Genomic DNA, 21,669 nt, shown 5'->3' with positions numbered 1-21,669 from the left:
CGCCGACCGCATCATCCGACGCATGTGGAACGACACCCGCCAACAAGCCCAACCCATCGCCGCATGACCACCCTCCTTGACAAAGGAGCAACTCCGCCGCCGCCTCTTTCAACTCTTCGTGCGAGCGAAGCGAGCCCAGATCAACTCGCCGCAGGCGGCGAGCGAAGCGATGCCGCCGAGGACGAAAGGGCGCGTCTCAAGAAGTCGAGTTGGTGGCGGAGGAGGTTCTCGGCGACGACTTCTTGCGGGGTCATGTGGGTGACGCCGACGAGCGGCAGGACCTCGTGGGGACGGCCGGCGGCGAGCAGGGCGGACGACAGCTGCAGCGTGTGCGCCGCCACCACGTTGTCGTCGGCGAGCCCGTGGATGAGGAGGAGGGGCCGGGTGAGATCCTTGGCCAGCGGCAGGAGTGACGAGCCGTCGTAGGCGTCGGGCCGTTCCTCCGGATCGCCCAGGTAGCGCTCCGTGTAGTGCGTGTCGTAGAGCCGCCACTCGGTGACGGGCGCCCCGGCCACGGCGGCGTGGAAGCGGTCGGGTCGCAGGAGCACGGCGAGGGCGGCGAGATAGCCGCCGAAGCTCCAACCGCGGATCGCGACCCGCTCGAGATCGAGGCAGCCGTAGTCGGCGGCGGCCTGCTCGAGCGCGTCCACCTGATCCTCCAACACGCCCGATGCCAGATCGTGGTGGACGGCGCGCTCCCACTCGCTACCCCGGCCCGGGGTGCCCCGACCGTCGGCCACGACGACGGCGAATCCCTGATCGGCGAACCACTGCGACGAGAGATGAGCGTGCCTCGCCCGGACGGCGCGCAGCGCGTGCGGGCCGCCGTAGGGATCGACGAGCACCGGCAACGGCGACCCGTCGTGCCCGTCGGGCAGCAGCACCGTGGTGGCGATGCGCCGGGGACCGAGGAACGAGAACGAGGCGTTGGGCGTGAGGTTGGGTTCGGCCGCATGTGACACGAGCTCGACGCTGTCGAGCGTCTCCCAGTACGTGCGCGGCTCGCCCATCGTCGCCGTGCGGATGACGACGGTGCCGCCGGCTGCGGCGACGGCGTGGATGCCCGGCTCGTCGGTGAGCGCCTCGAGCTCCGCCGCACCGTCGCGCTCGACGTACCGCCAGACGTGCAGGACGGTGGCGTCGTCGATCGGATTGGCGAGAAACACGATGCCGCCGGCGTCGGCCGCGGCGACGGAACGGACCTGCAGGGACGGCGGCGTGACGGGCTCGCCGTCGACGAGGAGCCGGCGGGCGCCGTCGCGGTCGGCGCACGTGACGAGGCGACCGGACGTCCACCGGCGCGGAACCCCGGCGACCAGCTCGACCCACGCCGCGTCGGTGTCGGCGGCGCGCACCGTCGTCTCGCCCGATGTGCGGTCGACGGCGAGATTCTCGACGTTGCGCTGATCGCGGGACTGCACGGAGACCAGCACACCGTCACCGTCCCACAACACGTCGGTCACGTACGGGAACGCCGCCCGATCCCATTCGATGTCGACGACGGCGCCGGCCGGGGCGTCGGCTGCTCCGAGCCCGATGATGTGCAGCGAGACGTCGGCGTTGGGCGTCCCGGCCGCTGGGTAGGGGTCCGTGTGCGGGGGCGATGCCGGGTTCCCGGGATCGGTGAAGTGCCACTGGTTCACCGCCGCCGTGTCGACGCGGGCGGCGAGGACCGCCGTGCCGTCGGGGCTCCACCAGTAGCCCCGGTACCGGCCCATCTCCTCGGCGGCGACGAACTCGGCACTGCCCCAGGTCACGCTGTCGGGCTCGGGGTCGCCGGCTCCGGGCGGGTCGCCGCCGGCGATCGCCCGCCAGGTGCCGTCGAGCTCGGCGACGCACAGCTTGCGCCCCGAGACGTAGGCCACCCGTTGGGCCGTGGGATCAGGCCGCGGGTCGAACACCGGACCGGCGACGTGCAGCTCGCTCGACCGTCCCGACGCGATGTCGGTGACGAACAGTCGGCCGGCCAGCGAGAACGCAGCCAGCGTGGTGTCGGCGTCGGTGGCGTACGACGTGATGCCGCCTGCGGCCTCGCGCAGCCGCTCGCGACGGGCCAGCTCCTCAGGCGGCAGGTCGCGATCGTCGCCGGCGCCGAGCAGGGCGTTGGGGTCGGCGAGGAGGCGCTCGTCGCCGGTGGCGGCGTCGACCGCCCACAGGCAGTTGACCGAGTCCGTCGGGCCCCGGCTGCGGAGGAACAGGATCAGCGCGCCGTCTCCTGACACGCTGACGGTGCGGGGTTCACCGAGCGTGAAGCGCTGCGTGCGAGCCGACAGGCGGGGGTAGCTGACCGATGAGAGGTCGTCGTCCTCCGGGGCAGCCGTGCCGGCCGTCGGTGCCGGGGCGACGAGCGGCTCGCTCGGCAACGGCGGGGGGAGCGGCGTCCCGTCGGCCGACGGTGACGCGGTGGGCGGGGCCACGGGCGTTGGCGCGACAGGCGGCGCAACGGGCGTCGACGGAGCTGACGGCGCCTCGGCGACCGGCGGCGGTGGGACCGGGCGCGGGGTTTCCCCGGTGGGATCGGGGAGCGGGAGGCCGGACGCAGCGGGGCTCGGGGACGCCGGTGGGCCAGGCGGTGGCGGTGGGTCGTCAGCGCCCGTGAGCTCGACCACCTCGGCGTCGGCGATCTCTTCGTCGTCGCTGTCCGGTGCGAGCGACTCGATCACCGCGTCGCGCGGGTCGTCGCGGCCGTCGTCATCATCGACGATCTCGGCGTCGATGATCTCCGTGTCGCTCTCCGGGTCGATCTCGCGGTCATCCACGCCGCCGACACTAGATGGGCCGGCGGGGTGCCTGCGGGGCCGGATCAGGTGTTGACGGTCGGCACGATCTCGTTGGGCTCGACGGGTCGATCGCCCGTGCGCAACTCGAGGCGCACAGCCTCCCCGGTCGCCCGGTCGCGGAGCGCGACCGGCCCGTTGCCGTCGTTGAGGTACCGGTCACCCCACTGCATCAGCGCCACCATGACCGGGAGGAGGGCGACCCCCTTGCGGGTGAGCCGGTACTCGCTGCGGGCGCGGTCGCCGGGCTCCTGGTACGGCACGACCTTGGCCACGCCGAGGTCGACGAGCCGGTTCAGCCGGTTGGTCAGCACGCTGCGTGAGATGTCGAGGTCCCGCTGGATGTCGTTGAACCGGTGCACGCCGAAGAAGAGCTCGCGCAGCACCAGGATCGACCACGAGTCACCCAGGGCGTCGACCGTCCCGACGATCGAGCAGTTCTCACTCGGTGGGGTGCGCAGCGGCTCGGGGTGTGACACGTGGCCACTCTAGCTGAGTTCTCTTGACAGAGTCAGCAGGGTCTCCGTACTCTGAGTTCGTCGAACGAACTGAGATTCCCGGGTGTGACCGGGGCACGAGGAAGCAGGTGAGCCATGCGGCATCGATTCCGTCGCAACCACATCGTCAGCCCGCGGTCGGGCCGGCCTCGCTGGCTGGCCGCAGGCGGGCCGGGCACGTCGGTGATCGACGACTGCCATCACGAGCTGTCGCTGATCGCCACGCGTCGAGGCTCGGAGCACACGCTGCGCTGAGGCCGGCGCTCAGCTGAACGAGGCGACGGCGTCCACGAGGACGGCGAACGCCCCGTCGGCGTCGACATCCACGAGCACCCGGGCGTTCGGGGCCGCCCGCTCCACCAGGGTCCGCTCGTCGATGACGGTCATGCCGCGGGTGGACGCTCCCCAGGCCGTCTCCACGGTGACGTGGCGCTCGGCCACGGTGAACAGGTGGGGATGGGTCAACGCCAGCACCGCCAGCGGATCGTGCATGGCCGCACCCGCCATCGTCCCCGGGTCGTGCCGGCCTTCATAGGCCGAGGAGAAGAACCGCAGGAGGTCGGCGAGGGTGCGAGCCAGCAGTCCGCCGATCGCGTCGACCGCGGCGATGCGGTCGGGAGTCGCCTGGAAGCGGTGCGTGACGTCGAGCCCCGCCATCGTCAACGGACCGCCGAGCTCACCGGCGGCGGCCGTGTGGAAGACGATCGCGGCCGCCTCGGGGTCGGCCCAGATGTTGAACTCGGCGACCGGGGTGCGGTTGCCGAACGACCCGCCACCCATGATCGAGATGCCGGCGATGCGCCCGGCGAGATCGGGCGCAGCGCGCAGGGCCAGGGCGACGTTGGTGAGCGGCCCCGTTGCGACGATCGTCACGCCCTCGTTCCGGCGGCATGTGTCGACGATGAAGCGCACCGCGTCCTCGGAGTCGACCGGGCGCGATGGTGCGGGCAGGTCGGCGCCGTCGAGGCCGCTCGCCCCGTGGATGCTCGCCGCGGCGTGCGCCTCGGCGACGAGAGGCCGCGCCGCGCCGGCATGGACCTCGACGTCGACCCCGAGCAGCTCGCGCATCACCCGGGCGTTGTAGGTGGTTCGTGACAGCGGGGCGTTGCCGGCCACCGTCGTCACCCCGGCGAGGTCGCAGAACCGGGCGGCCACCACCATGGCCAGGGCGTCGTCGTGACCCGGGTCGCAGTCGAGTACGACGAGCGGCCGGTCAGGCATGCAGGGCACCCTCGGCGTCGAGGGCCACGTCGCGACCGACCCACTCGCCGTCCGTCATCGCCACGGTCAGCTCGGCGTCCTTCGACAAGCCCCAGGCTCGCCGGCCGTCGGCGAGCAGGCAGGCCGCGATGCCGAGCTCGGGCAAACCGTCGCGATCGTGCATCACGGTGTACGCCTCGACGGTCGCCGGGCCGGCCGCGTCCTCGCCGGTCGCCAGCTCCCGGCGCGGAAGGGCGTCGATCTCGGCCTGCGGTTTGGCGTGGCGGAACCCGCCCGCCGGCGGCTCGGTCGAGTACACGCCGAAGGCGTGCTTGGTCAGGTAGCCGCCGTTCGCCCAGACCAGCCCCCGCTCGCCCGGGCGCTCGCGCAGGTCGCCGACCACCGTGGCGATGGCGTGCATGACGTAGTTGTTCCAGGGGCCGCCACCGAAGTTCAAGCCGCCGGTACGGGTGAGTTGGGACGTGATGTCGAGGCCGAGCGACGCCGCGCCGAGCTGCACGGCCGACGGGAAGCACGAGTAGAGGTCGACGACCGACACGTCGTCGATGCCGATCCCGGCGAGCTCGAGGGCCAGCTCGCCGCCGCGGCGCACGGCGGGCGTCTCGGCGAACGCCCATCGGTTGGACACGTACTGGTGCTCGTGGCAGTCGGTGCCGGAATGGGGAAACACCCACCGGTCACGGGGAACGCCGTGCTCGTCGGCCCACGCCGCCGAGCAGATCAGCAGGGCGGCGGCCATGTCGACGTCGTTGTTCGAGTTCATCGACTTCGGGTAGGGCAGGCCGATCATGCGGTTCTTCTCGGTGACCGTGCGCAGGTCCTCGGCCGTGCGCTTCTCGGGCAGCCAGGCGTAGGGATTGCCGGCCGCCACCTCGGAGAAGCGCGACCACAGCTCCGAGATGTACACGAGGTGGTCGGCAGGGCTGCGACCGGCGGCGGCGCGGATCGCCGTCTCGAACATCGGGTACATTTGCACGGGGAGATAGAGGCCACGCTCCGCCTCCGCCGGATGCGTCATGTCGAGGTCGCCGCCGATCAGCACCGGCTCGTCGGCGCTCTTCGCCCAATCCAGCGTGACGCCCTCCTTGCGGGAGCGCATGCGGGTCCGCCACGCCTCGCCGCCGACGAGCAGTGCCACGTCGAGGTTGCCGGCGGCGATGTCGAGCGACGTGAGGTTCACCAGCGACTGCGGCGTGTTGCCTCCGGCGCTGGTGTAGCCGAACTCCCTGGCCGTGACGGCGAGGCGATCGGCGAGGATGGCGGCCGGATTGCCGTACTTCCACGACAGGAGGTTCACGACGCGAATCGAGTCCACGGCGTTCGGAACGCCGGCCAGCCCGGCATCGGCTGCGGCGGCTTCGACGGCGTCGGCCATCAGCTCGACCGGCTCCCTGGCCTCGGAGAGCGAAGCCGTCCGCTGGAGGAACTGGCCGACGCCGATGATGACAGGGGTGCGCGGATCGATCGTCACGCCACGCAACAGTATTGAGGCGACTCCCGGGGCCGAGGATCGGGCCCGGCCGGTGTGACCCAAGTACCTTGGCGCCCGTGACTCGCATCGCCATCGGATCGGACCACGCCGGATTCCAATTGAAGGCCCATCTGATCGAACGCCTCGGTGCGGCCGGACACGAGATGATCGACCTCGGCACCGAATCCACCGAGAGCGTCGACTACCCGCCGTTCTGTGCTGCGGTCGGCCGCCGCGTCGTCACCGGCGACGCCGACGTGGGCATCGTGCTCGGCGGGAGCGGCCAGGGCGAGCAGCTCGCGGCGAACAAGGTGAAGGGCGTGCGCGCGGCGCTCTGCAACGAGCTCTACACCGCCCGGATGGCCCGCGCCCACAACGACGCCAACGTGTTGTCGATGGGGGCCAGGGTCGTGGGGGAGGGGCTCGCCGAGGAGATCGTCGACCTGTTCCTCGCCACGGCGTTCGACGGCGGGCGCCACGCCCGCAGGGTGGCCCAGATCACCGAGCTGGAAGAGCGCTTCGGCACGTCCTGAGGCCGTACGATCGTCACGGTCCCGTCACGCGAGCCGACACGACCAGGACCGAACGGAGAAGAGCCGATGCCATTTCCCAGTGATTCCGACCCCGACCTCGAGATCGAGGGACTGCTCGCCGCCGAGTTCGAGCGCCAGACCACCGGCATCCAGCTCATCGCCAGCGAGAACTTCACGTCGCCCGCCGTCATCCGGGCGATGGGGTCGGTGCTGACCAACAAGTACTCCGAGGGCTATCCGGGCAAGCGCTACTACGGCGGCAACGCCGTCATCGACGGCGTCGAGGCGGTCGCCATCGAGCGGGCCAGATCGCTGTTCGGCGCCGAGCACGCCAACGTGCAGCCGCACTCCGGCGCCAACGCCAACATGTGCGTCTACCAGGCGCTGCTGCAGCCGGGCGACACCGTGCTCGGCCTCAGCCTCGACCACGGCGGTCACCTCACGCACGGCTCGCCGGTCAACGCCAGCGGCCTCCAGTACCACTTCGTCGCGTACAAGGTGTCGGGTGGCGACGAGCGCATCGACATGGACCAGGTCCGCGACCTGGCCCTCGAGCACCGGCCCAAGCTGATCGTCGCCGGGACCACCAGCTATCCCCGGCGCCTCGAGCCCGAGGCGTTCCGCTCGGTCGCCGACGAGGTCGGCGCGCTCTTGATGTTCGATGCCGCGCACATCGCCGGTCTGATCGTCGGCGGCGCCCATCCCGACCCCGTGCCCCACGCCGACGTCGTCACGTTCACCACGCACAAGACGCTCCGCGGTCCGCGTGGCGGCGCCATCGTGTGCCGCGAGGAACACGCCAAGGCGATCGACAAGGCCGTCTTCCCCGGCTGGCAGGGCGGTCCGCTCGAGCACGTGATCGCGGCGAAGGCGATCGCGTTCCGAGAGGCGGCCGACCCGGCGTTCTCCAAGTACGCCCATCAGATCGTGGCCAACGCGTCGGCGCTGGCCAAGGCGCTGGCCGACGAGGGGTTCCGCCTCGTCTCGGGCGGGACCGACAACCACATGATGGTCGTCGACCTCCGGGCGTTCGACGACGACCTCACCGGAAAGGTCGCCCAGCTGACGCTCGACGAGGCGGGCATCACGCTCAACAAGAACACGGTGCCCGACGATCCGCGCAGCCCGTTCGTCACCAGCGGCCTACGGATCGGCACGCCGTCGGTCACCACCCAGGGAATGGCCGAGGGCGAGATGTCCACCGTCGCCGGGCTGATCGCCCGCGCCCTGCGCGGTCGCGACGACGCCGGCCAACTCGCCGCCATCCGGGAAGAGGTCCGCACCCTCGTGACGGCGTTCCCCGCCTACCCCAACGGCGACCCTCACCTGGCCACGGCGCACGCTTGAGCCCCCGGGGACACGGGGACCGCTCGCCTCACCCATGCCCTCGATAGGCGACTACCTGCTCATCGGCGCCGTCGCCGCGGTCGCCACGTTCGCCGCCACACCCCTGGTCAGCAGGCTGGCATTCCGCCTCGGATGGCTCTACCAGCCGACTGAGCGCACCGTGCACACCAAGCCGATGCCGGCGATCGGCGGCCTGGCCATGTTCGTCGGCTTCGTCGTCGCCTTCGCCGTCGCCCGCCTGCTCGATCGCTTCGACCAGCTCTTCGCGCGCAACTCGGAGCCGCGCGGCATCATCGTCGCGGCGATCATCATCATCGCCGTGGGCCTGTGGGACGACGTCAAGGGCACGGCCCCTCCGGCGAAGGTGACGGCGATCGTCCTCGCCGGCCTCGCCCTCGCCTACTGGGGCGTGACGATGTATTACTTCCGCATCCCATTCGTCGAGACCCCGCTGCTGTCGGACGACTGGGTGCCGCTCGTGACCGTGCTGTGGCTGCTCGGCATGACCCAGGCGATCAACCTGATCGACGGCCTCGACGGCCTGGCGGCCGGCATCGTGGCCATCGGCGGGTTCGCATTCTTCCTGTACAGCCAGAAGCTCAGCGACATCGGCGGCCTCACGCCGCCGAACTTCGGCCCGCTGATCGCCATCATGGCGGTTGGCATGTGCGTCGGCTTCCTGCCGCACAACTTCAACCCCGCCCGCATCATCATGGGCGACAGTGGCGCCCTCCTGCTCGGCCTGATGATGGCCGTGGCCACCAGTGTCGTCGGCGGCCGGGCCGAGCCGGGCGACAACAGCGAGGTCGGCCAGACCTACTTCTTCCTCGCCCCGCTGGCCATCCCGTTGCTGATCCTCGGCGTGCCGATCTTCGACACCGCCTTCGCCATCGTCCGTCGGGCCAGCCGCCGCCAGTCGCTCGACGTCGCCGACAAGGGACACCTTCACCACCGGTTGATGAACCTCGGTCACGGACATCGGCGCAGCGTGCTGATCCTGTGGGCGTGGACCGCGTTGCTGTCGGGGTTCGTGCTCTATCCGATCCTCAACGACTCCAACCCGTCGTACCTGCCGTTCGGCATCGGCGCCAGCGCGATCGTGCTCTACACGGTGCTCCACCCGAGCGTCCGTCGGCACCGCCGCGAGCGCGTCGGCAACGGCGATCTCTGAGGCCGCACGCCAGTGAGATGTGCCTCGGCGGTGAGCGGAAAGGGCGTGCGAGGCGGAGGGCCGTTCGCTGGTCGCCGTCCCGACCGGAGGGTAAATACCGGACGCTTCGGTGGGGTATTTACCCTCCCGTTCGTACCTGAGGTCTCCCCGCGGCGAGAGAGTGCCCGGGAGTACGCGTGGCGGGGGAGCAGCACGCGCAGCCGGTCGGTCGCCCCGCCTTGGACAGCCCCTGCAGCCGCGCCTGGGCGACGAGCTCCTCGCCGAGTCGGGTCCCCGGGGCCGGCGTGGCGCCGATCTGGGCGACGTACCCGATGCGTCGGCGAACGGCGCGAGGGTCGGTCGCGACGTCGATCCCGGCCACGGTCGCGGTACCCGCAGTGGGTTCCAGAAGCGTGGTGAGCATCCGCAGATCGGGCGTCCCCACCGCGCTGTCGGGCGCTCAGCGGGTGGCGACAGCGTGTTGGGTCGAGGCGACGAGGTTGCTGGCCGGCAGCGGGTCGCCGCCGAGGGTGGCGATCCAGGCGTCGGTGGTGCCGACGGCAGCAAGCGCGGAGTGCAGCACGGTCAAGGTGGAGGTGTGGACCTGCTCGGCGGTGACGCTGCCGACCTCGTTGGCGTAGTCGAGTGTGCCGGTGGCGTCGGAGAGGATCTCCACCCTCAGCCCGAGGTGGGCGGCCTGGCGCGACGTGGTGTCGACGCACATGTTCGTCATGTAGCCGGTGACGGTCAGGGTGTCGATCTGGTGCTCGCGCAACCAGTCCTCGAGGCCGGTCCCGGTGAACGAGCCGGGCAGCCGCTTGTGGAACATCACGTCGTGGCGTCGTGAGGCGACGACGTCGTGGAGCTCCCAGCCCGGGCTGCCGACGGCGAAGATCGGAGTACCTTCGGGGGCGTCGTGCTGGATCACGATCACGGGCGTACCGGCGTGGGTGGCGGCATCGATCGCCCGGCCGATGTTGGCGAGGCTGATCTGCGGATCGGGGAACGTCACTGGCAGGCGGCCGGTGAAGTACTCCTGCTGGACATCGATCACGATGAGGGCCCGGCGGGCGGGCTGGTTGGAGGTCGTCATACCGCCAGCATGCGCTCGGCAGCGCAGCCGCGGAAGTGGCTTGAACGTCATCTGTCGATAGATTTCAGCCATGCCCGTTCGCGCCGATCACGATCACGATCACGATCACGATCACGGCCAGGACGGTCGCGACGGCGACATCGTCGCCGTGGTCGTGGGCGACGGGGCCGGCCTGCTCGAGGTGGCGGCGCCGGCGCGGGTGTTCGACGTCGATCTCACGCGGCTCGGTGTGCCGCGATGGGACGTGCGGATGGTGGCCGGCGAGCCCGGCCCGTTGACGTCCACCGCAGGCGTGCGGCTCGACGTGCCGTACGGCTGGCGCCAGATGACGGACGTGTTGGCCGCCGCCGACATCGTGATCGTCCCGTCGTGGCGTCCTCCCGGAGGCGCACCGCCCCGACTCGAGCTGCTCGACGCGATCCGCGCTGCTCACCGGCGCGGGGCGACGATCGCCGGGTTGTGTCTCGGCGCCTTCGTCGTGGCCGCGGCTGGCTTGCTGGCCGGACGTCGGGCGACGACGCATTGGCAGGCCGCCGACGCCCTACAACGCGAGCACGGCGACCTCGAGATCGATCCGGGCGTGCTGTACGTCGACGACGGCGACGTGCTCACCAGTGCCGGGAGCGCGGCGGGCATCGACGCCTGCCTTCACCTCGTCCGCCGCCGCCACGGCGCGGCCGCGGCCAACGCCGTGGCCCGCTCGCTCGTCGTGGCGCCGCACCGGGCCGGCGGTCAGGCCCAGTACGTCGAGCGGCCGGTGCCCCAGCCCACTGACGGGGACCCGCTCGCCGAGGTGATCACCCACTGCGTCGAACACCTCGCCGACCGCGAACTCGACATCGACGCCGTGGCGGCTCGTGCGAACATGAGTCGGCGCACGTTCGACCGGCAGTTCCGCGCTCGCACGGGCAGCTCGCCGCTCAGCTGGCTGATCGGACAACGGGTGCTGCAGGCTCAGCGCCTGCTGGAGACGTCGTCGCTCGACATCGACGCCGTCGCGTCCGCCTGTGGGTTCGGCGACGGCGTCTCGATGCGGCCGCACTTCCGACGGATCGTCGGCGTCGCGCCGCAGGCCTACCGGCGGGCGTTCAGCGGTCACTGAAACGCCCGGTGACCCGCAGGCGAGCCGGCGCGACAGGGACTTCTGGTCAGCACGAGGCGAGACAAGTAGAGTCGAAAGCTACGCCTGCCGCTGGGGGCTGGCTGTTCGTGGCGTCGTGGGCCAGGGTCGTGGGCCGGAACGGGGTGAAGCGATGGGTCGATCGCGTGGGCTGCATCGGGTCAGCGGGGTAGTGGTCGGTGTGCTGGGCGTCGTGATCGGCGTCTCTGGTGCCGCCGCGGCCGGCGTCGGCACGACGGAACCGTCAGAGCCCGCGGCGACGATCGAGCCGGCGGCGACGACCGAGCCGGTCGAGTCCGCCGCGCCACAGGACCCGGTCGCCACCGAACCGGTGGCGACGACCGAGCCTGCCGAGCCGACACCGTCGACCGAGGGTCCCGATCCCACCGACGCCCCGGATCCCACCGAGGCGCCGACGGCGACCACCGAGTCGCCCGTGTCGACCGGCGAACCCGACGACGTGTTCACCCCGCTCGCACTCATCGACGTCCCGCCGAACCCCGGGGCGATCACCATTCCCGCAACGGGCACGGCCTCGCCGTATCCGTCGTCGATCACCGTGTCGGGCCAGCCGGGGCTGATCACCGACGTCGACCTGCACCTGTTCGGGGTCACCCACGTCATCGCCCAGGACATCGACATCCTGCTCGTGGGTCCGGGCGGCCAGAGCATCATCGTCATGTCCGACGCCGGATCGGGCGGCGGGTTCGGGGTCAGCAACGCCGACCTCACGTTCGACGACGGCGCGGCCGGCCCCTACCCGAACACCGGCGTGGTGAGCGGCACGGTGAGCTATCGGCCGACGAACAACGCCGTCGGTGGCGACGACGCGTTCCCCGCGCCCGCCCCGACCCCGGCGGGTCACACGACGCTCGCCGCGGCGTTCGTCGGCACCAACCCCAACGGGACGTGGAGCCTCTACATCGTCGACGACGCCACCGGTGACGCCGGCAGCATCGCCGGCGGCTGGAGTCTGACGATCGACACCGAGGAGGCGGCCGTCGCCACCACGACGGTCGTCACCTCCAGCGCCAACCCCTCGCTGGTCGGCGGCAGCGTCACCTTCACGGCGACGGTCACGCGGGCCGAAGGCTCGGGCACCCCCACGGGAACGGTGTCGTTCCAGGACGGCGCCACGTCGCTCGGCGGCCCCGTGGCCCTCGACGCGTCCGGCCAGGCGACGCTCACCACCAGCGCGCTCACCGAGGGCGCCCACGTGATCACGGCCACCTACAGCGGCGCAGCCGGCCTGCTCACGAGCTCCGGATCGATCACCCAGACCGTCGACACTCCCACCTCGACGCCGGCCCAGGGGCAATGGTGCAACACCGGAGCGATCACCGGACCCGCATCGAGCGGCCCGGCGACCCCCTACCCGTCGCGGATCACCGTCAGTGGAGCCGGCACGTCGACATCCCTCGTCACCGTGCAACTCGGGAGTGTGTCGCACCAGGTACCGGTCGACTTCGACGTCCTGCTCGTCGGCCCGGCCGGGCAGAACCTGGTGCTGATGAGCGACGTCGGCGGAACTGAGGCCGCTTCCGGAGCGACACTGACGTTCGCCGACGCCGCCGGCGGGACGATCCCGGTGGGCGGACCGCTGTCGAGCGGGACGTTCCGCCCGAGCGACAGCGACGCCGATGCCGCCGACGCCCCGTTCCCGGCCCCCGCCCCCGTGGTCTCATCGGCGACCGCCCTCAGCACCTTCAACGGCACCGATCCCAATGGCGTGTGGCAGCTGTTCGTGGTCGACGACGCCGGCGCAGACTCCGGCGCGGTCAGCGGGGGGTGGTGCCTGAACATCACCACCCCGGCGCCTACGACCACCGACCTGACGTCGTCGCTCAACCCATCGACGTTTGGTCAGGCGGTCACGTTCACCGCCACCGTGACGAGCGACGGCAGCCCGGTCACCTCCGGATCGGTCACGTTCACCGACGGCGCCTCGACGCTCGGCACCGTGGCGGTGGATGGCGCCGGTCAGGCGACGCTCACCACCTCCACCCTCACCGTCGGCTCCCATCCCATCACCGCCGCGTACGGCGCCACCGCCGCGTTCGAGGCCAGCTCGGATTCGCTCAGCCAGGTGGTGAACCTGGCGCCGACATCGACGTCGCTCACGTCGTCGGTGAACCCGACGACGTTCGGTCAGAGCGTCACGTTCACGGCGACGGTCACGTCGGGTGGCAGTCCCGTGACCACTGGCAGTGTCACGTTCTCCGACGGCGCGAGCACGCTCGCCACCGTGCCGGTCGACGCCTCCGGGCAGGCGTCGTTCACCACGTCGGCGCTCTCGGTCGGAAGCCACACCGTCACGGCCGCGTTCGGCGCGACGGCCACGGCGGCGGCGAGCTCCGACTCGCTCACCCAGGTGGTGAACCTGGCGCCGACGTCGACGTCGCTCACGTCGTCGGTGAACCCGACGACGTTCGGCCAGAGCGTCACGTTCACGGCGACGGTCACGTCGGGTGGCAGTCCGGTGACCACCGGCAGTGTCACGTACTCCGACGGCGCGAGCACGCTCGCCACCGTGCCGGTCGACGCCTCGGGGCAGGCATCGTTGACGACGTCGGCGCTCGCCGTCGGGAGTCACGCGATCGTGGCCAGCTTCGGCCCGACGACCGCGCTGGCCGCCAGCTCGGACTCGCTCACCCAAGTCGTCGACGGGGTGGCCGACGCCGGCGGTCCGTACGCGATCGACGAGGGTCAGAGCCTGACACTCGACGGCTCGGGGTCGATCGCCGGACCCGGTGCGAGCTACGCCTGGGACGTCGACGACGATGGCGACTTCGACGACGCCACCGGCGCCGCGCCGACGCTGAGCTGGGCCGAGCTCGAAGCGCTCGGCTTCGACGGCGACGATCCGGCGGCGATACATCAGGTGACCCTGCGACTGACCGACGGGGTGGCGTTCTCGGCGGTCACCACGCTGTCGATCGCCAACGTGGCCCCGACCGCCACCGCGCTCGACGACGACGGTCCCGTCGCCGAGGGCTCGACCGCGACCGTCACGATCACCGGCGCCGACGACCCGTCGACGGCGGACCTCGCCGCTCTCACCTATCACTTCGACTTCGACGACGACGGCACCGACGACCACGTCGGCTCGTCACCGACGGCGGTCGTGCCGGCGTCGTACCTCAGTGACGGACCGGGCACCCGCACGGTCACCGCGTTCGTCGCCGATCCCGACGGTGGCGCCTCGGCCGAGCTCACCACGACCATCACGATCACCAACGCGGCCGCTACGGCCACGATCGACGGCCCGTCGAGCGCGATCGTCGGCGAGCCCGTGACCATCAAGGTCGGTGCCGTCGACCCCTCGCCCGACGACATGGCGGGCACGTTCATGTTCACCGTGGACTGGGGCGACGGGACGCCGCCGGTGACGCTGCCCGGGCCGGCCGACCCGCCGGTCACCCACACCTACACCCGGGCCGGAACGTTCACGGTGGTGGCGACCGTCGTCGATCCCGACGGCACGGAGAGCGAGCCGCTGTCGTTCGTGATGACCGTCACCGAACAGGTGACTCCGTCCACGACGTCCTCGACCGCCCCGCCGACGTCCGAACCGCCCACCACGCTCGGGCCCACGACGTCGGGACCGTCGCCGACCGATCCCACCTCCACCGCGCCGACGTCCACCGTGCCGGGGACGCTTCCGACGACCGGAACGTCCTCGTCGCTCGTGTCCGTCGCCGCCCTGGCGCTGCTCGCCGCCGGGGCCGGCGCGTTGCTCGCCACCCGTCGTCTGCGGTGACGCCGACGGGCGGGGGCGAGGTCAGGCGGCCGCGGCCGACGGTGACTCGAGCAACGTGAACTGCACCTCGCTGCGCAGCGTGAACCCCAGTCGGTCGTAGACCCGCTGGGCATTCACGTTGGTCTCGGCGACATGGAGGATCGCGCTCTCGCCGCGAGCTGCGATGTGGCGGGCGACGTGCGAGGTGAGACGGCCGCCCCACCCGACGCCCTGCGCGTCGGGATGGGTGCACACGGCGCTGATCTCGGTGAAGCCGTCCACGCCGAGACGCTCGCCGGCCAGGGCGATCAAGCGCCCGTCGTCGTCGAACGCCCCGAAGTACGAGCCCATCTCGATCGTTCGGGGTCGGAACGGACCGGGCTTGGTGAGCTCGACGAGGGCCAGCATCTGCGGAACGTGAGAGACGTCGAGCCGCACGATGCGATCGTCGGCGGCGGAGAGGCGGGAGTCGTCGACCAGGATCATCTGCCGGCCGGCTCCGCCGCCGAGTCGCGTCCACCCGGCCGGTGCATCGGTCGAGATCGCCCCGAACACCGCCACCTGCTCCCCGGTTCCCACCACGGCGGCGAGGTCGTCCCACGCTTCCGGTCGGGTCGTCTCGATGCCGACGAATCCCGCCACGTCGGGCCGATACCGCCGCGCCGCTCCGGTGCCCTCGGCGAGATGGCGGTGCCGGGACGTCAGGGCGAACCACGGCAGGTTGTCGAGCAGCTCGACGTCCCGCGGCGAGAGGGGTGCGGTCATCGACTCAGGATGCCCGGCGGTGGGCGTATTCGCCATCCTGGCGGGGCAGGGCGGGCGCCCCCGGGCTCGTCCGGGCCGTCGACGCCGGGCTCGTCCGACGGCGTAGCGTCGACGTCGGTGATGTCGTCGAGGTACGTCGAACTGGCGCCGCCGGCCCGACTCACGCCGGTCGTCGGGTGCGTGTGGACGCAACGCGTCGGCGAGTCGATCGGGGACGTCTCCGGTGGCGGGGTCACGTTCGAGCAGCCGATCCTTCCCGACGCGTGCCTCGACCTGGTCGTCAGTGAGCAGGGCATTCGGGTGGCCGGTCCGGCGACGACGGTGGTGACCGCACGGATGACGCCCGGCTCGGTCACCGTCGGCGTGCGGTTCCGCACCGGCGTCGCACCCGCCGTGCTGGGGGTGGCGGCGTCGGAGCTGCGCGACCGGACCGTTCCCCTCGTCGATCTCTGGGGGCGCTCGGCGAGCGCGCTGGTGGAACGTTGCGACACCGCGGCGCCCGAGGCGTGGCCCGGTCTGCTCGTCGACGCCGTCGCCGCACGATTGACAGCGGGGCGGCACACGGCCGACGCGGCAGCGGTCCACGTCGCCGGCCTGATCGCCGAACGTCCCGACCGCCCCGTCCCCGACCTCGCCGAGGAGGTCGGTCTCAGCGAGCGGCAGCTACGCCGGCGCATCGACGACGCCGTCGGCTACTCGCCACGAACGCTGGCCCGCGTCGTCCGGTTCCAACGCTTCCTGCGTGCAGCCCGGCAGGCCGATCCGTCCACCCGCGAGCTGGCGTCGCTGGCGCTCTCGTCCGGCTACGCCGATCAAGCCCACCTCACCCGGGAGTCCACCCGGCTGGCCGGGGCGCCTCCGGCCCGCCTGCTCGCTGCCGAGGCCGAACGGCTGCAGGCGAAGGAGCCAGCCCGGCGGCCGAATCCTTCAAGACACGACGCCGCGGCGTGAGTGACGATCGGGCCCACGATCCATGACCCGACCGATGAGAGGAGCCGGACGATGAACGACGTCGACCTCGCTGCCGCCGAGGCCTTCTTGACCACCCACGGACGCCAGCTCGATCGGCTCCGGCTGCAGTTGCAGCTCGGTGCGGTCGACGCGCCGCAGGTGCTGTCGGCCCTCGACGGCTACCAGAACCCCGACGGCAGTTACGGCTGGGGGCTCGAGCCCGACCTTCGCGATCGGGCGGGTCAACCCGGTGCCGCCCTCCACGCGTTCGAGGTGTTCGACGAGGTGGCGGCCCTCACCGGCATCCGTACGCCGAGCGCCGTGAAGCTCTGCGACTGGCTGGGCGGCGTCGCCCTCGCCGACGGTGGGCTGCCCTTCGCCCTCCCCGTCGTCCGTCCCGATGGCTGCGCCCCGTTCTGGCGCGACGCCGACCCGACCGTCTCGTCGCTCCACATCACCGCTGCCGTGACCGCGCCGGCCCTGCGGCTGGCGCGCCACGACGAGGTGGTCGCCGCCCACCCGTGGCTCGTGCGCTCGACGCGGTACTGCCTCGACCAGATCGCCGCGAGACAGCGATCCTCGAGCACGTTGGAGCTGACGTACTCGCTCGCGTTCCTCGACGCCCTCGCCGCCACCGACGAGACGACCGGGCACGCCCGGCGGCTCGGCGCGGTGATCCCGGCCGACGGGATGATGCACGTGGAGGGCGGGCGCGACGACGAGTTCCTCCGCCCGCTCAACTTCTCACCGTTCCCGGGTGGGCCGTCTCGGTCGCTCTTCGACCCGGCGATCATCGGCGCCGAGCTCGACCGGCTGGCGAGCCGCCAGCTCGACGACGGCGGCTGGCCGCCCGAGTTCGACAGCTACTCGCCGGCCGCCGAGCTCGAGTGGCGCGGCTACCTCACGGTCGCCGCCGTCATCACCCTCCGCGCCAACGCCGCCCCCACCCCCTGAGCCCCCCGGCAACGGGAGGGTAGTTGCCCACCGCAGCGACCGGAGGGTACGTACCCCACCGAAGCGTCCGGTATTTACCCTCCGGATCGCGACGTGGACTCGACTACCGTCGCGTCCATGCGTCGCAGCATGCAGACCACCACGCCGGATCCCTCCGGCGACCACCTGCACTGACGCAGACCCAACTGGCCCCGGAGCTCGGCTCCGAGGCGTTCGCAGCGGTCCCGGCTCCAGCGGCCGAACGACACCCGACCCAGCTCGAGGAGCGAACGCCATGGCAGCCATCCCGTCCGATGCCGACCCCGGCGACCAGCCCGCGGACCACCGCGAGCTCAACCGCGACCTGCGGATCTTCGACACCGACCCGCTCGCCGGCGCCGGCCTGCCGTTGTGGCTCCCCGCCGGCACGGTGATCCGCGACGAGCTCGAGCGGCTGGCCCGGGACATCGCTCGAGCTGACGGCTGCGTGGAGGTGCGCACGCCGGTGCTCGGCAAACGGGCGCTGTACGAGCGGTCGGGGCACTGGGCGAAGTTCTCCGACGACATGTTCCCCCCGATGCCGGTGGGCGGCGACGAGCTCGTGCTGCGACCGGCCAACTGCCCGCATCACGCCCTGATCTTCGCCGCCGACCGCCATTCGTGGCGGGAGCTGCCGGTGCGCCTGCACGAGGTGGGGGCGATGTTCCGGGCCGAACGATCGGGAGTGGTGTCGGGGCTCGCTCGTGTCCGCCAGATCAACCTCGACGACACGCACGTCTTCTGCCGTCCCGACCAGCTGGCCGACGAGGTGGCGGTGGCGCTGCGCTCGGCGCTGGAAGCCCAGCGGATCCTCGGACTGTCGGTCGATCACGTGCGGTTGTCACGGCGCGGACCCGGGCCCGGGTTCCTCGGCTCCGAGGCGTGGTGGCAGCAGGCCGAGGAGTCGTTGCGCCAGGCTGCGGCGGCGGTCGATCTCGACGCGTTCGGGCTCGAGCTCGTCGACGGGCCCGGCGAGGCGGCCTTCTACGGACCCAAGCTCGATCTCCAGGTCCGCGACGGCCGCGGCCACGACGAGACGATCGCCACGGTCCAGGTGGACGGCAACCAGCCGGAGCGGTTCGACCTCACCTACGACGCCGCCGACGGATCCCGCCGGCGCGTCGTCATGGTGCACCGCGGCACGGTCGGCTCGATGGAGCGCGTCACAGCAGCGGTGCTCGAGCGTCACCGCGGCCGCCTGCCGCTGTGGCTGGCACCGGTGCAGGTGAGCGTGCTCCCGGTGGCGGCCGATCACGACGTCGCGGCGCGGCGGGCGGTCGACGCCCTGGTGGCGGCCGGACTCCGGGCCCGGCTCGTCGTCGGGGGGTCGATCGGGACGCGGATCCGCCAGTGCCGCACCACCCGCGACGCGCTCGTTGCCGTGGTGGGCGACGCCGAGGCGGCGGCGGGAGTGCTGCAGGTGAACGACTTCGGCGACGGCGCGCGCGTCGAGCTGGCCCTCGCCGATCTCGTCGCACTCGCCGCGGCCGCCCACGCCGCCCGCCGCCCCGTCGACTGGCCGTGATCAGGACCCGTCGATGCGGTCGGAGATCCACGAGATCGCCCGCCGGGCGATCTCGTCGGCGCGGCCCAGCAGGAAGTGGTCTGCGGAGTCGACCACCTCGAGCGCCACGTCGGGACCGTCGACCGGCCACGTCGCGGCGATCGCCGCGGCGGCCGCCGGCGGGCAGAACTGGTCGTCGCTCGGTGTGAGGATCAGCGTCGGCCGGACGGGCGGAGGCGACGTCGCCACGAGGGGTGGCGCGACCGCGACGACCGCGGCGATGCGATCGTCCTCGGTGGTCATCGCCACGGCGGCGCCGAACGAGTAGCCCACGACGAAGGCGGGCCCGGTGGCGCCCGAGGCGATCGCTTCGAGGGCGGCGACCAGATCGAGCCGTTCGCCCCGGCCGTTGTCGTGGTCGGCCCGGAAGTCGAAGCGGATCGCCCGGATCCCCGTGGTCGGCGCCAGCCGGAACACGGCGTCGACCACCGGGTGGTATCGGTTGCCGCCGTAGAGCGGATGCGGGTGGCACACGACGACCGCGGCGGCCGGCATCCCGTCCGGATCGACGACGTCGGCGGCGAGTGGGTGGCCGTCGGAGGTCGTGAGCCGCACCGTCATCCCGCCGAGCCTGCCATCCGGCGGCCGCCATCCGAGTGTCGGAGGCCCCGGAGTCGGGCGCTCGGCACTCCGGTGCGGTTCGACACTCGGATGGGTCGCGACGCACGACTGAACGCAGGGGAGTGGGGCGCGTGAAGATGGGGCATGGCTCGTGAACTCGTGATCCGCAACGGCCGCGTCGTCGACGGCACCGGGGCGCCGGCCCGTGTCGGCGACGTGGTGATCCGCGACGGCGTCGTCGCCGCCGTCGGCGCAGGCGAGGCCGATACCGCCGCGAGCGACGCCGAGGTCGTCGACGCCGACGGCCTGCTCGTCACCCCCGGCTTCGTCGACATCCACACCCACTTCGACGGGCAGGCCACGTGGGACTCGGTGCTCGCCCCGTCGAGCCAGCACGGCGTCACGTCGCTGGCGATGGGCAACTGCGGAGTCGGCTTCGCCCCGGCGCTGCCGACCGACGAGCACCACGCCTGGCTCATCGGCATGCTCGAAGGCGTCGAGGACATCCCAGGGTCGGCGCTCGCCGAAGGACTGCCGTGGGACTGGGAGACGTTCCCGCAGTACCTCGACGCCCTCGACCGGCGGGACTACACGCTCGACGTCGGCACCCACGTCACGCACGCCCCGCTGCGCGCCTACGTGATGGGTGAACGGGGCGCCGACCCCGACGAGATCCCGACCGCCGAGGAGCTGGGCCGCATGGCCGCGCTCGTTCGCGAGGGCGTGGAGGCGGGAGCGCTCGGGTTCACCACCAGCCGCACCTACGCCCATCGCACCAAGGACGGCGATCCGCTGGGCACACGGTTCTCGACCGCCGACGAGTTGCTCGCCCTCGTCGGCGCCGTCGGCGAGGCCGGGACGGGCGTGGTGCAGATGATCTCCGACGCCTACCTCAGCCCCGACGCCGACTTCTCGCGCGAGGAGATGTCACTGATGCGCTCGATGGTCGAGACGTCGGGCCGCCCGCTGTCGATGACGGTCCAGCAGGTCGAGCAGGTGCCGCAGCGCTGGCGGGAGATGGAGGCGTGGGTCGCCGCCGGCGTGGCCGACGGGCTGCCGCTGCGCCTGCAGGTCGCGCCCCGGCCCGTCGGGGTGCTCCAGGGTCTCGAGGCGTCGATCAATCCCGTCGCCATCTGCCCGTCGTACCGGGCGATCGCCGACCGCCCGCTCGCCGAACGTGTCGCCGCCCTGCGGGACCCGGACGTCCGCGACCGGCTCGTCACCGAGCACCGGACCGTCACGGCGGGCATGGACGGGCTGGCGGCCACGCTGTTCACGTCGTTCGACAAGCTCTTCCCGATGAGCGACCCGGTCGACTACGAGCCGGCGCCGTCCACCAGCATCGCCGCCGTCGCGACGGCGAGAGGGGTCGACCCGGTGATCGAGACGCTCGACCGAATGGTCGAGGACCACGGGCGCCAGCTCCTCTACATGACGCTGTTCAACTACGCCGCCGGCAACCTCGACGACGTCCGGGAGATGTTGCTGTCGCCGCACTCGGTCATCGGGCTGTCCGACGCCGGTGCCCACTGTGGCGCGATCAGCGACGGCAGCTTCCCGACCACCGCCCTCGCCCTGTGGACCAAGCGGCCGGGCGACGGCGCCCTTCCCGTCGAGCTGATGGTGCACCACCTCACCCAGCGCACCGCCCGCCAGGTCGGATGGATGGATCGCGGCGTCCTCGCGCCCGGCTACCTCGGCGACGTCAACGTCATCGACCTCGACCGGCTCGCCGCCCGCCGTCCTCACATCGTCCGCGACCTGCCCGCCGGCGGTCGTCGCCTGCTGCAGGACGCCGACGGCTACGTGATGACCGCCAAGCGGGGCACCGTCACGTTCCGCGGCGGGGAGCACACCGGCGCCCTGCCCGGCCATCTCGTCCGCGGCGCCCAACCCGCCCCCGCCTGA

17 protein-coding genes and 1 pseudogene are annotated in these 21,669 nt (G+C 71.9%); 10 read left to right on the top strand and 8 right to left on the bottom strand.

The window, feature by feature from the left end; all coding sequences use genetic code 11:
• Window positions 1-140: 140 nt before the first annotated feature.
• Both DN771_RS24865 and DN771_RS24860 read right to left on the bottom strand, forming a co-directional pair.
• On the bottom strand, window positions 141-2,759 hold the full coding sequence (locus DN771_RS24865; RefSeq protein WP_227462472.1) for a S9 family peptidase: 2,619 nt from the start codon (window positions 2,757-2,759) through the stop codon (window positions 141-143).
• 44 nt (window positions 2,760-2,803) lie between these two features.
• Window positions 2,804-3,256, bottom strand: a complete 453-nt coding sequence (locus DN771_RS24860) for a winged helix-turn-helix transcriptional regulator (RefSeq protein WP_117000267.1) — start codon at window positions 3,254-3,256, stop codon at window positions 2,804-2,806.
• A 114-nt stretch (window positions 3,257-3,370) separates the two neighbouring features.
• On the opposite strand from DN771_RS24860, the gene DN771_RS29830 reads away from it, so the two are divergent.
• Window positions 3,371-3,529: a hypothetical protein gene (locus DN771_RS29830; RefSeq protein ID WP_162942383.1), complete on the top strand. Its 159-nt coding sequence runs from the start codon at window positions 3,371-3,373 to the stop codon at window positions 3,527-3,529.
• A 9-nt stretch (window positions 3,530-3,538) separates the two neighbouring features.
• On the opposite strand, the gene DN771_RS24855 is transcribed toward DN771_RS29830, so the two are convergent.
• Together DN771_RS24855 and DN771_RS24850 are read right to left on the bottom strand one after the other, a co-directional pair.
• Window positions 3,539-4,495 (bottom strand): nucleoside hydrolase, encoded by a 957-nt coding sequence (locus DN771_RS24855; protein WP_117000266.1) that lies wholly within the window; start codon window positions 4,493-4,495, stop codon window positions 3,539-3,541.
• Window positions 4,488-5,966, bottom strand: a complete 1,479-nt coding sequence (locus DN771_RS24850) for an acetyl-CoA acetyltransferase (protein ID WP_117000265.1) — start codon at window positions 5,964-5,966, stop codon at window positions 4,488-4,490. The genes DN771_RS24855 and DN771_RS24850 overlap by 8 nt, the downstream gene beginning before the upstream one ends.
• A 77-nt stretch (window positions 5,967-6,043) precedes the next feature.
• Between DN771_RS24850 and rpiB the strand changes: the two genes are divergently transcribed.
• The 3 genes from rpiB to DN771_RS24835 all read left to right on the top strand — a co-directional run bounded on the left by rpiB (window position 6,044) and on the right by DN771_RS24835 (window position 9,017).
• Window positions 6,044-6,499 (top strand): ribose 5-phosphate isomerase B, encoded by a 456-nt coding sequence (gene rpiB / locus DN771_RS24845; RefSeq protein WP_117000264.1) that lies wholly within the window; start codon window positions 6,044-6,046, stop codon window positions 6,497-6,499.
• Between the two features lie 66 nt (window positions 6,500-6,565).
• On the top strand, window positions 6,566-7,846 hold the full coding sequence (locus DN771_RS24840) for a serine hydroxymethyltransferase (protein ID WP_117000263.1): 1,281 nt from the start codon (window positions 6,566-6,568) through the stop codon (window positions 7,844-7,846).
• Between the two features lie 34 nt (window positions 7,847-7,880).
• Complete coding sequence (locus DN771_RS24835) at window positions 7,881-9,017, top strand: MraY family glycosyltransferase (protein WP_117000262.1); 1,137 nt, start codon at window positions 7,881-7,883, stop codon at window positions 9,015-9,017.
• Between the two features lie 214 nt (window positions 9,018-9,231).
• Here the strand turns inward: DN771_RS24835 and DN771_RS30930 are convergent.
• Window positions 9,232-9,453 (bottom strand): annotated as a pseudogene (locus DN771_RS30930) (ABC transporter); the annotation flags it as partial.
• Window positions 9,454-9,456: 3 nt separating this feature from the next.
• Window positions 9,457-10,089, bottom strand: a complete 633-nt coding sequence (locus DN771_RS24825) for a cysteine hydrolase family protein (RefSeq protein ID WP_117000261.1) — start codon at window positions 10,087-10,089, stop codon at window positions 9,457-9,459.
• Between the two features lie 70 nt (window positions 10,090-10,159).
• Between DN771_RS24825 and DN771_RS24820 the strand changes: the two genes are divergently transcribed.
• Entirely contained in the window at window positions 10,160-11,191 is a 1,032-nt protein-coding gene (locus tag DN771_RS24820; protein WP_117000260.1) for a helix-turn-helix domain-containing protein, read from the top strand.
• A gap of 151 nt (window positions 11,192-11,342) precedes the next feature.
• Window positions 11,343-14,969, top strand: a complete 3,627-nt coding sequence (locus DN771_RS24815; protein ID WP_162942382.1) for a beta strand repeat-containing protein — start codon at window positions 11,343-11,345, stop codon at window positions 14,967-14,969.
• A gap of 21 nt (window positions 14,970-14,990) precedes the next feature.
• Here DN771_RS24815 and DN771_RS24810 read toward each other — a convergent pair whose 3' ends face one another.
• The gene (locus tag DN771_RS24810; protein WP_117000258.1) at window positions 14,991-15,713 is read right to left on the bottom strand and encodes a GNAT family N-acetyltransferase; all 723 of its coding nucleotides are present in this window, start codon (window positions 15,711-15,713) and stop codon (window positions 14,991-14,993) included.
• A 120-nt stretch (window positions 15,714-15,833) separates the two neighbouring features.
• Here DN771_RS24810 and DN771_RS24805 point away from each other — a divergent pair, with 120 nt between their 5' ends.
• From DN771_RS24805 to DN771_RS24795, 3 genes are all read left to right on the top strand, one after another.
• Window positions 15,834-16,664, top strand: a complete 831-nt coding sequence (locus tag DN771_RS24805; RefSeq protein ID WP_227462473.1) for a helix-turn-helix domain-containing protein — start codon at window positions 15,834-15,836, stop codon at window positions 16,662-16,664.
• 51 nt (window positions 16,665-16,715) lie between these two features.
• Window positions 16,716-17,618 carry a hypothetical protein gene (locus DN771_RS24800; RefSeq protein ID WP_117000272.1) on the top strand — a complete coding sequence of 301 codons (903 nt, stop codon included), beginning with the start codon at window positions 16,716-16,718 and terminating at the stop codon, window positions 17,616-17,618.
• Between the two features lie 274 nt (window positions 17,619-17,892).
• Entirely contained in the window at window positions 17,893-19,161 is a 1,269-nt protein-coding gene (locus DN771_RS24795) for a threonine--tRNA ligase (RefSeq protein WP_117000257.1), read from the top strand.
• On the opposite strand, the gene DN771_RS29825 is transcribed toward DN771_RS24795, so the two are convergent.
• Window positions 19,162-19,761, bottom strand: coding sequence for an alpha/beta hydrolase (locus DN771_RS29825; protein ID WP_162942380.1), 600 nt, complete (start codon window positions 19,759-19,761; stop codon window positions 19,162-19,164). It lies immediately after the preceding gene.
• 144 nt (window positions 19,762-19,905) lie between these two features.
• On the opposite strand from DN771_RS29825, the gene DN771_RS24790 reads away from it, so the two are divergent.
• Complete coding sequence (locus tag DN771_RS24790) at window positions 19,906-21,669, top strand: N-acyl-D-amino-acid deacylase family protein (protein ID WP_117000256.1); 1,764 nt, start codon at window positions 19,906-19,908, stop codon at window positions 21,667-21,669.

This window comes from Desertimonas flava (assembly GCF_003426815.1).
GTDB classification, from domain to species: Bacteria; Actinomycetota; Acidimicrobiia; order Acidimicrobiales; family Ilumatobacteraceae; genus Desertimonas; species Desertimonas flava.
This window is presented reverse-complemented; position numbering and strand designations above follow the sequence as displayed.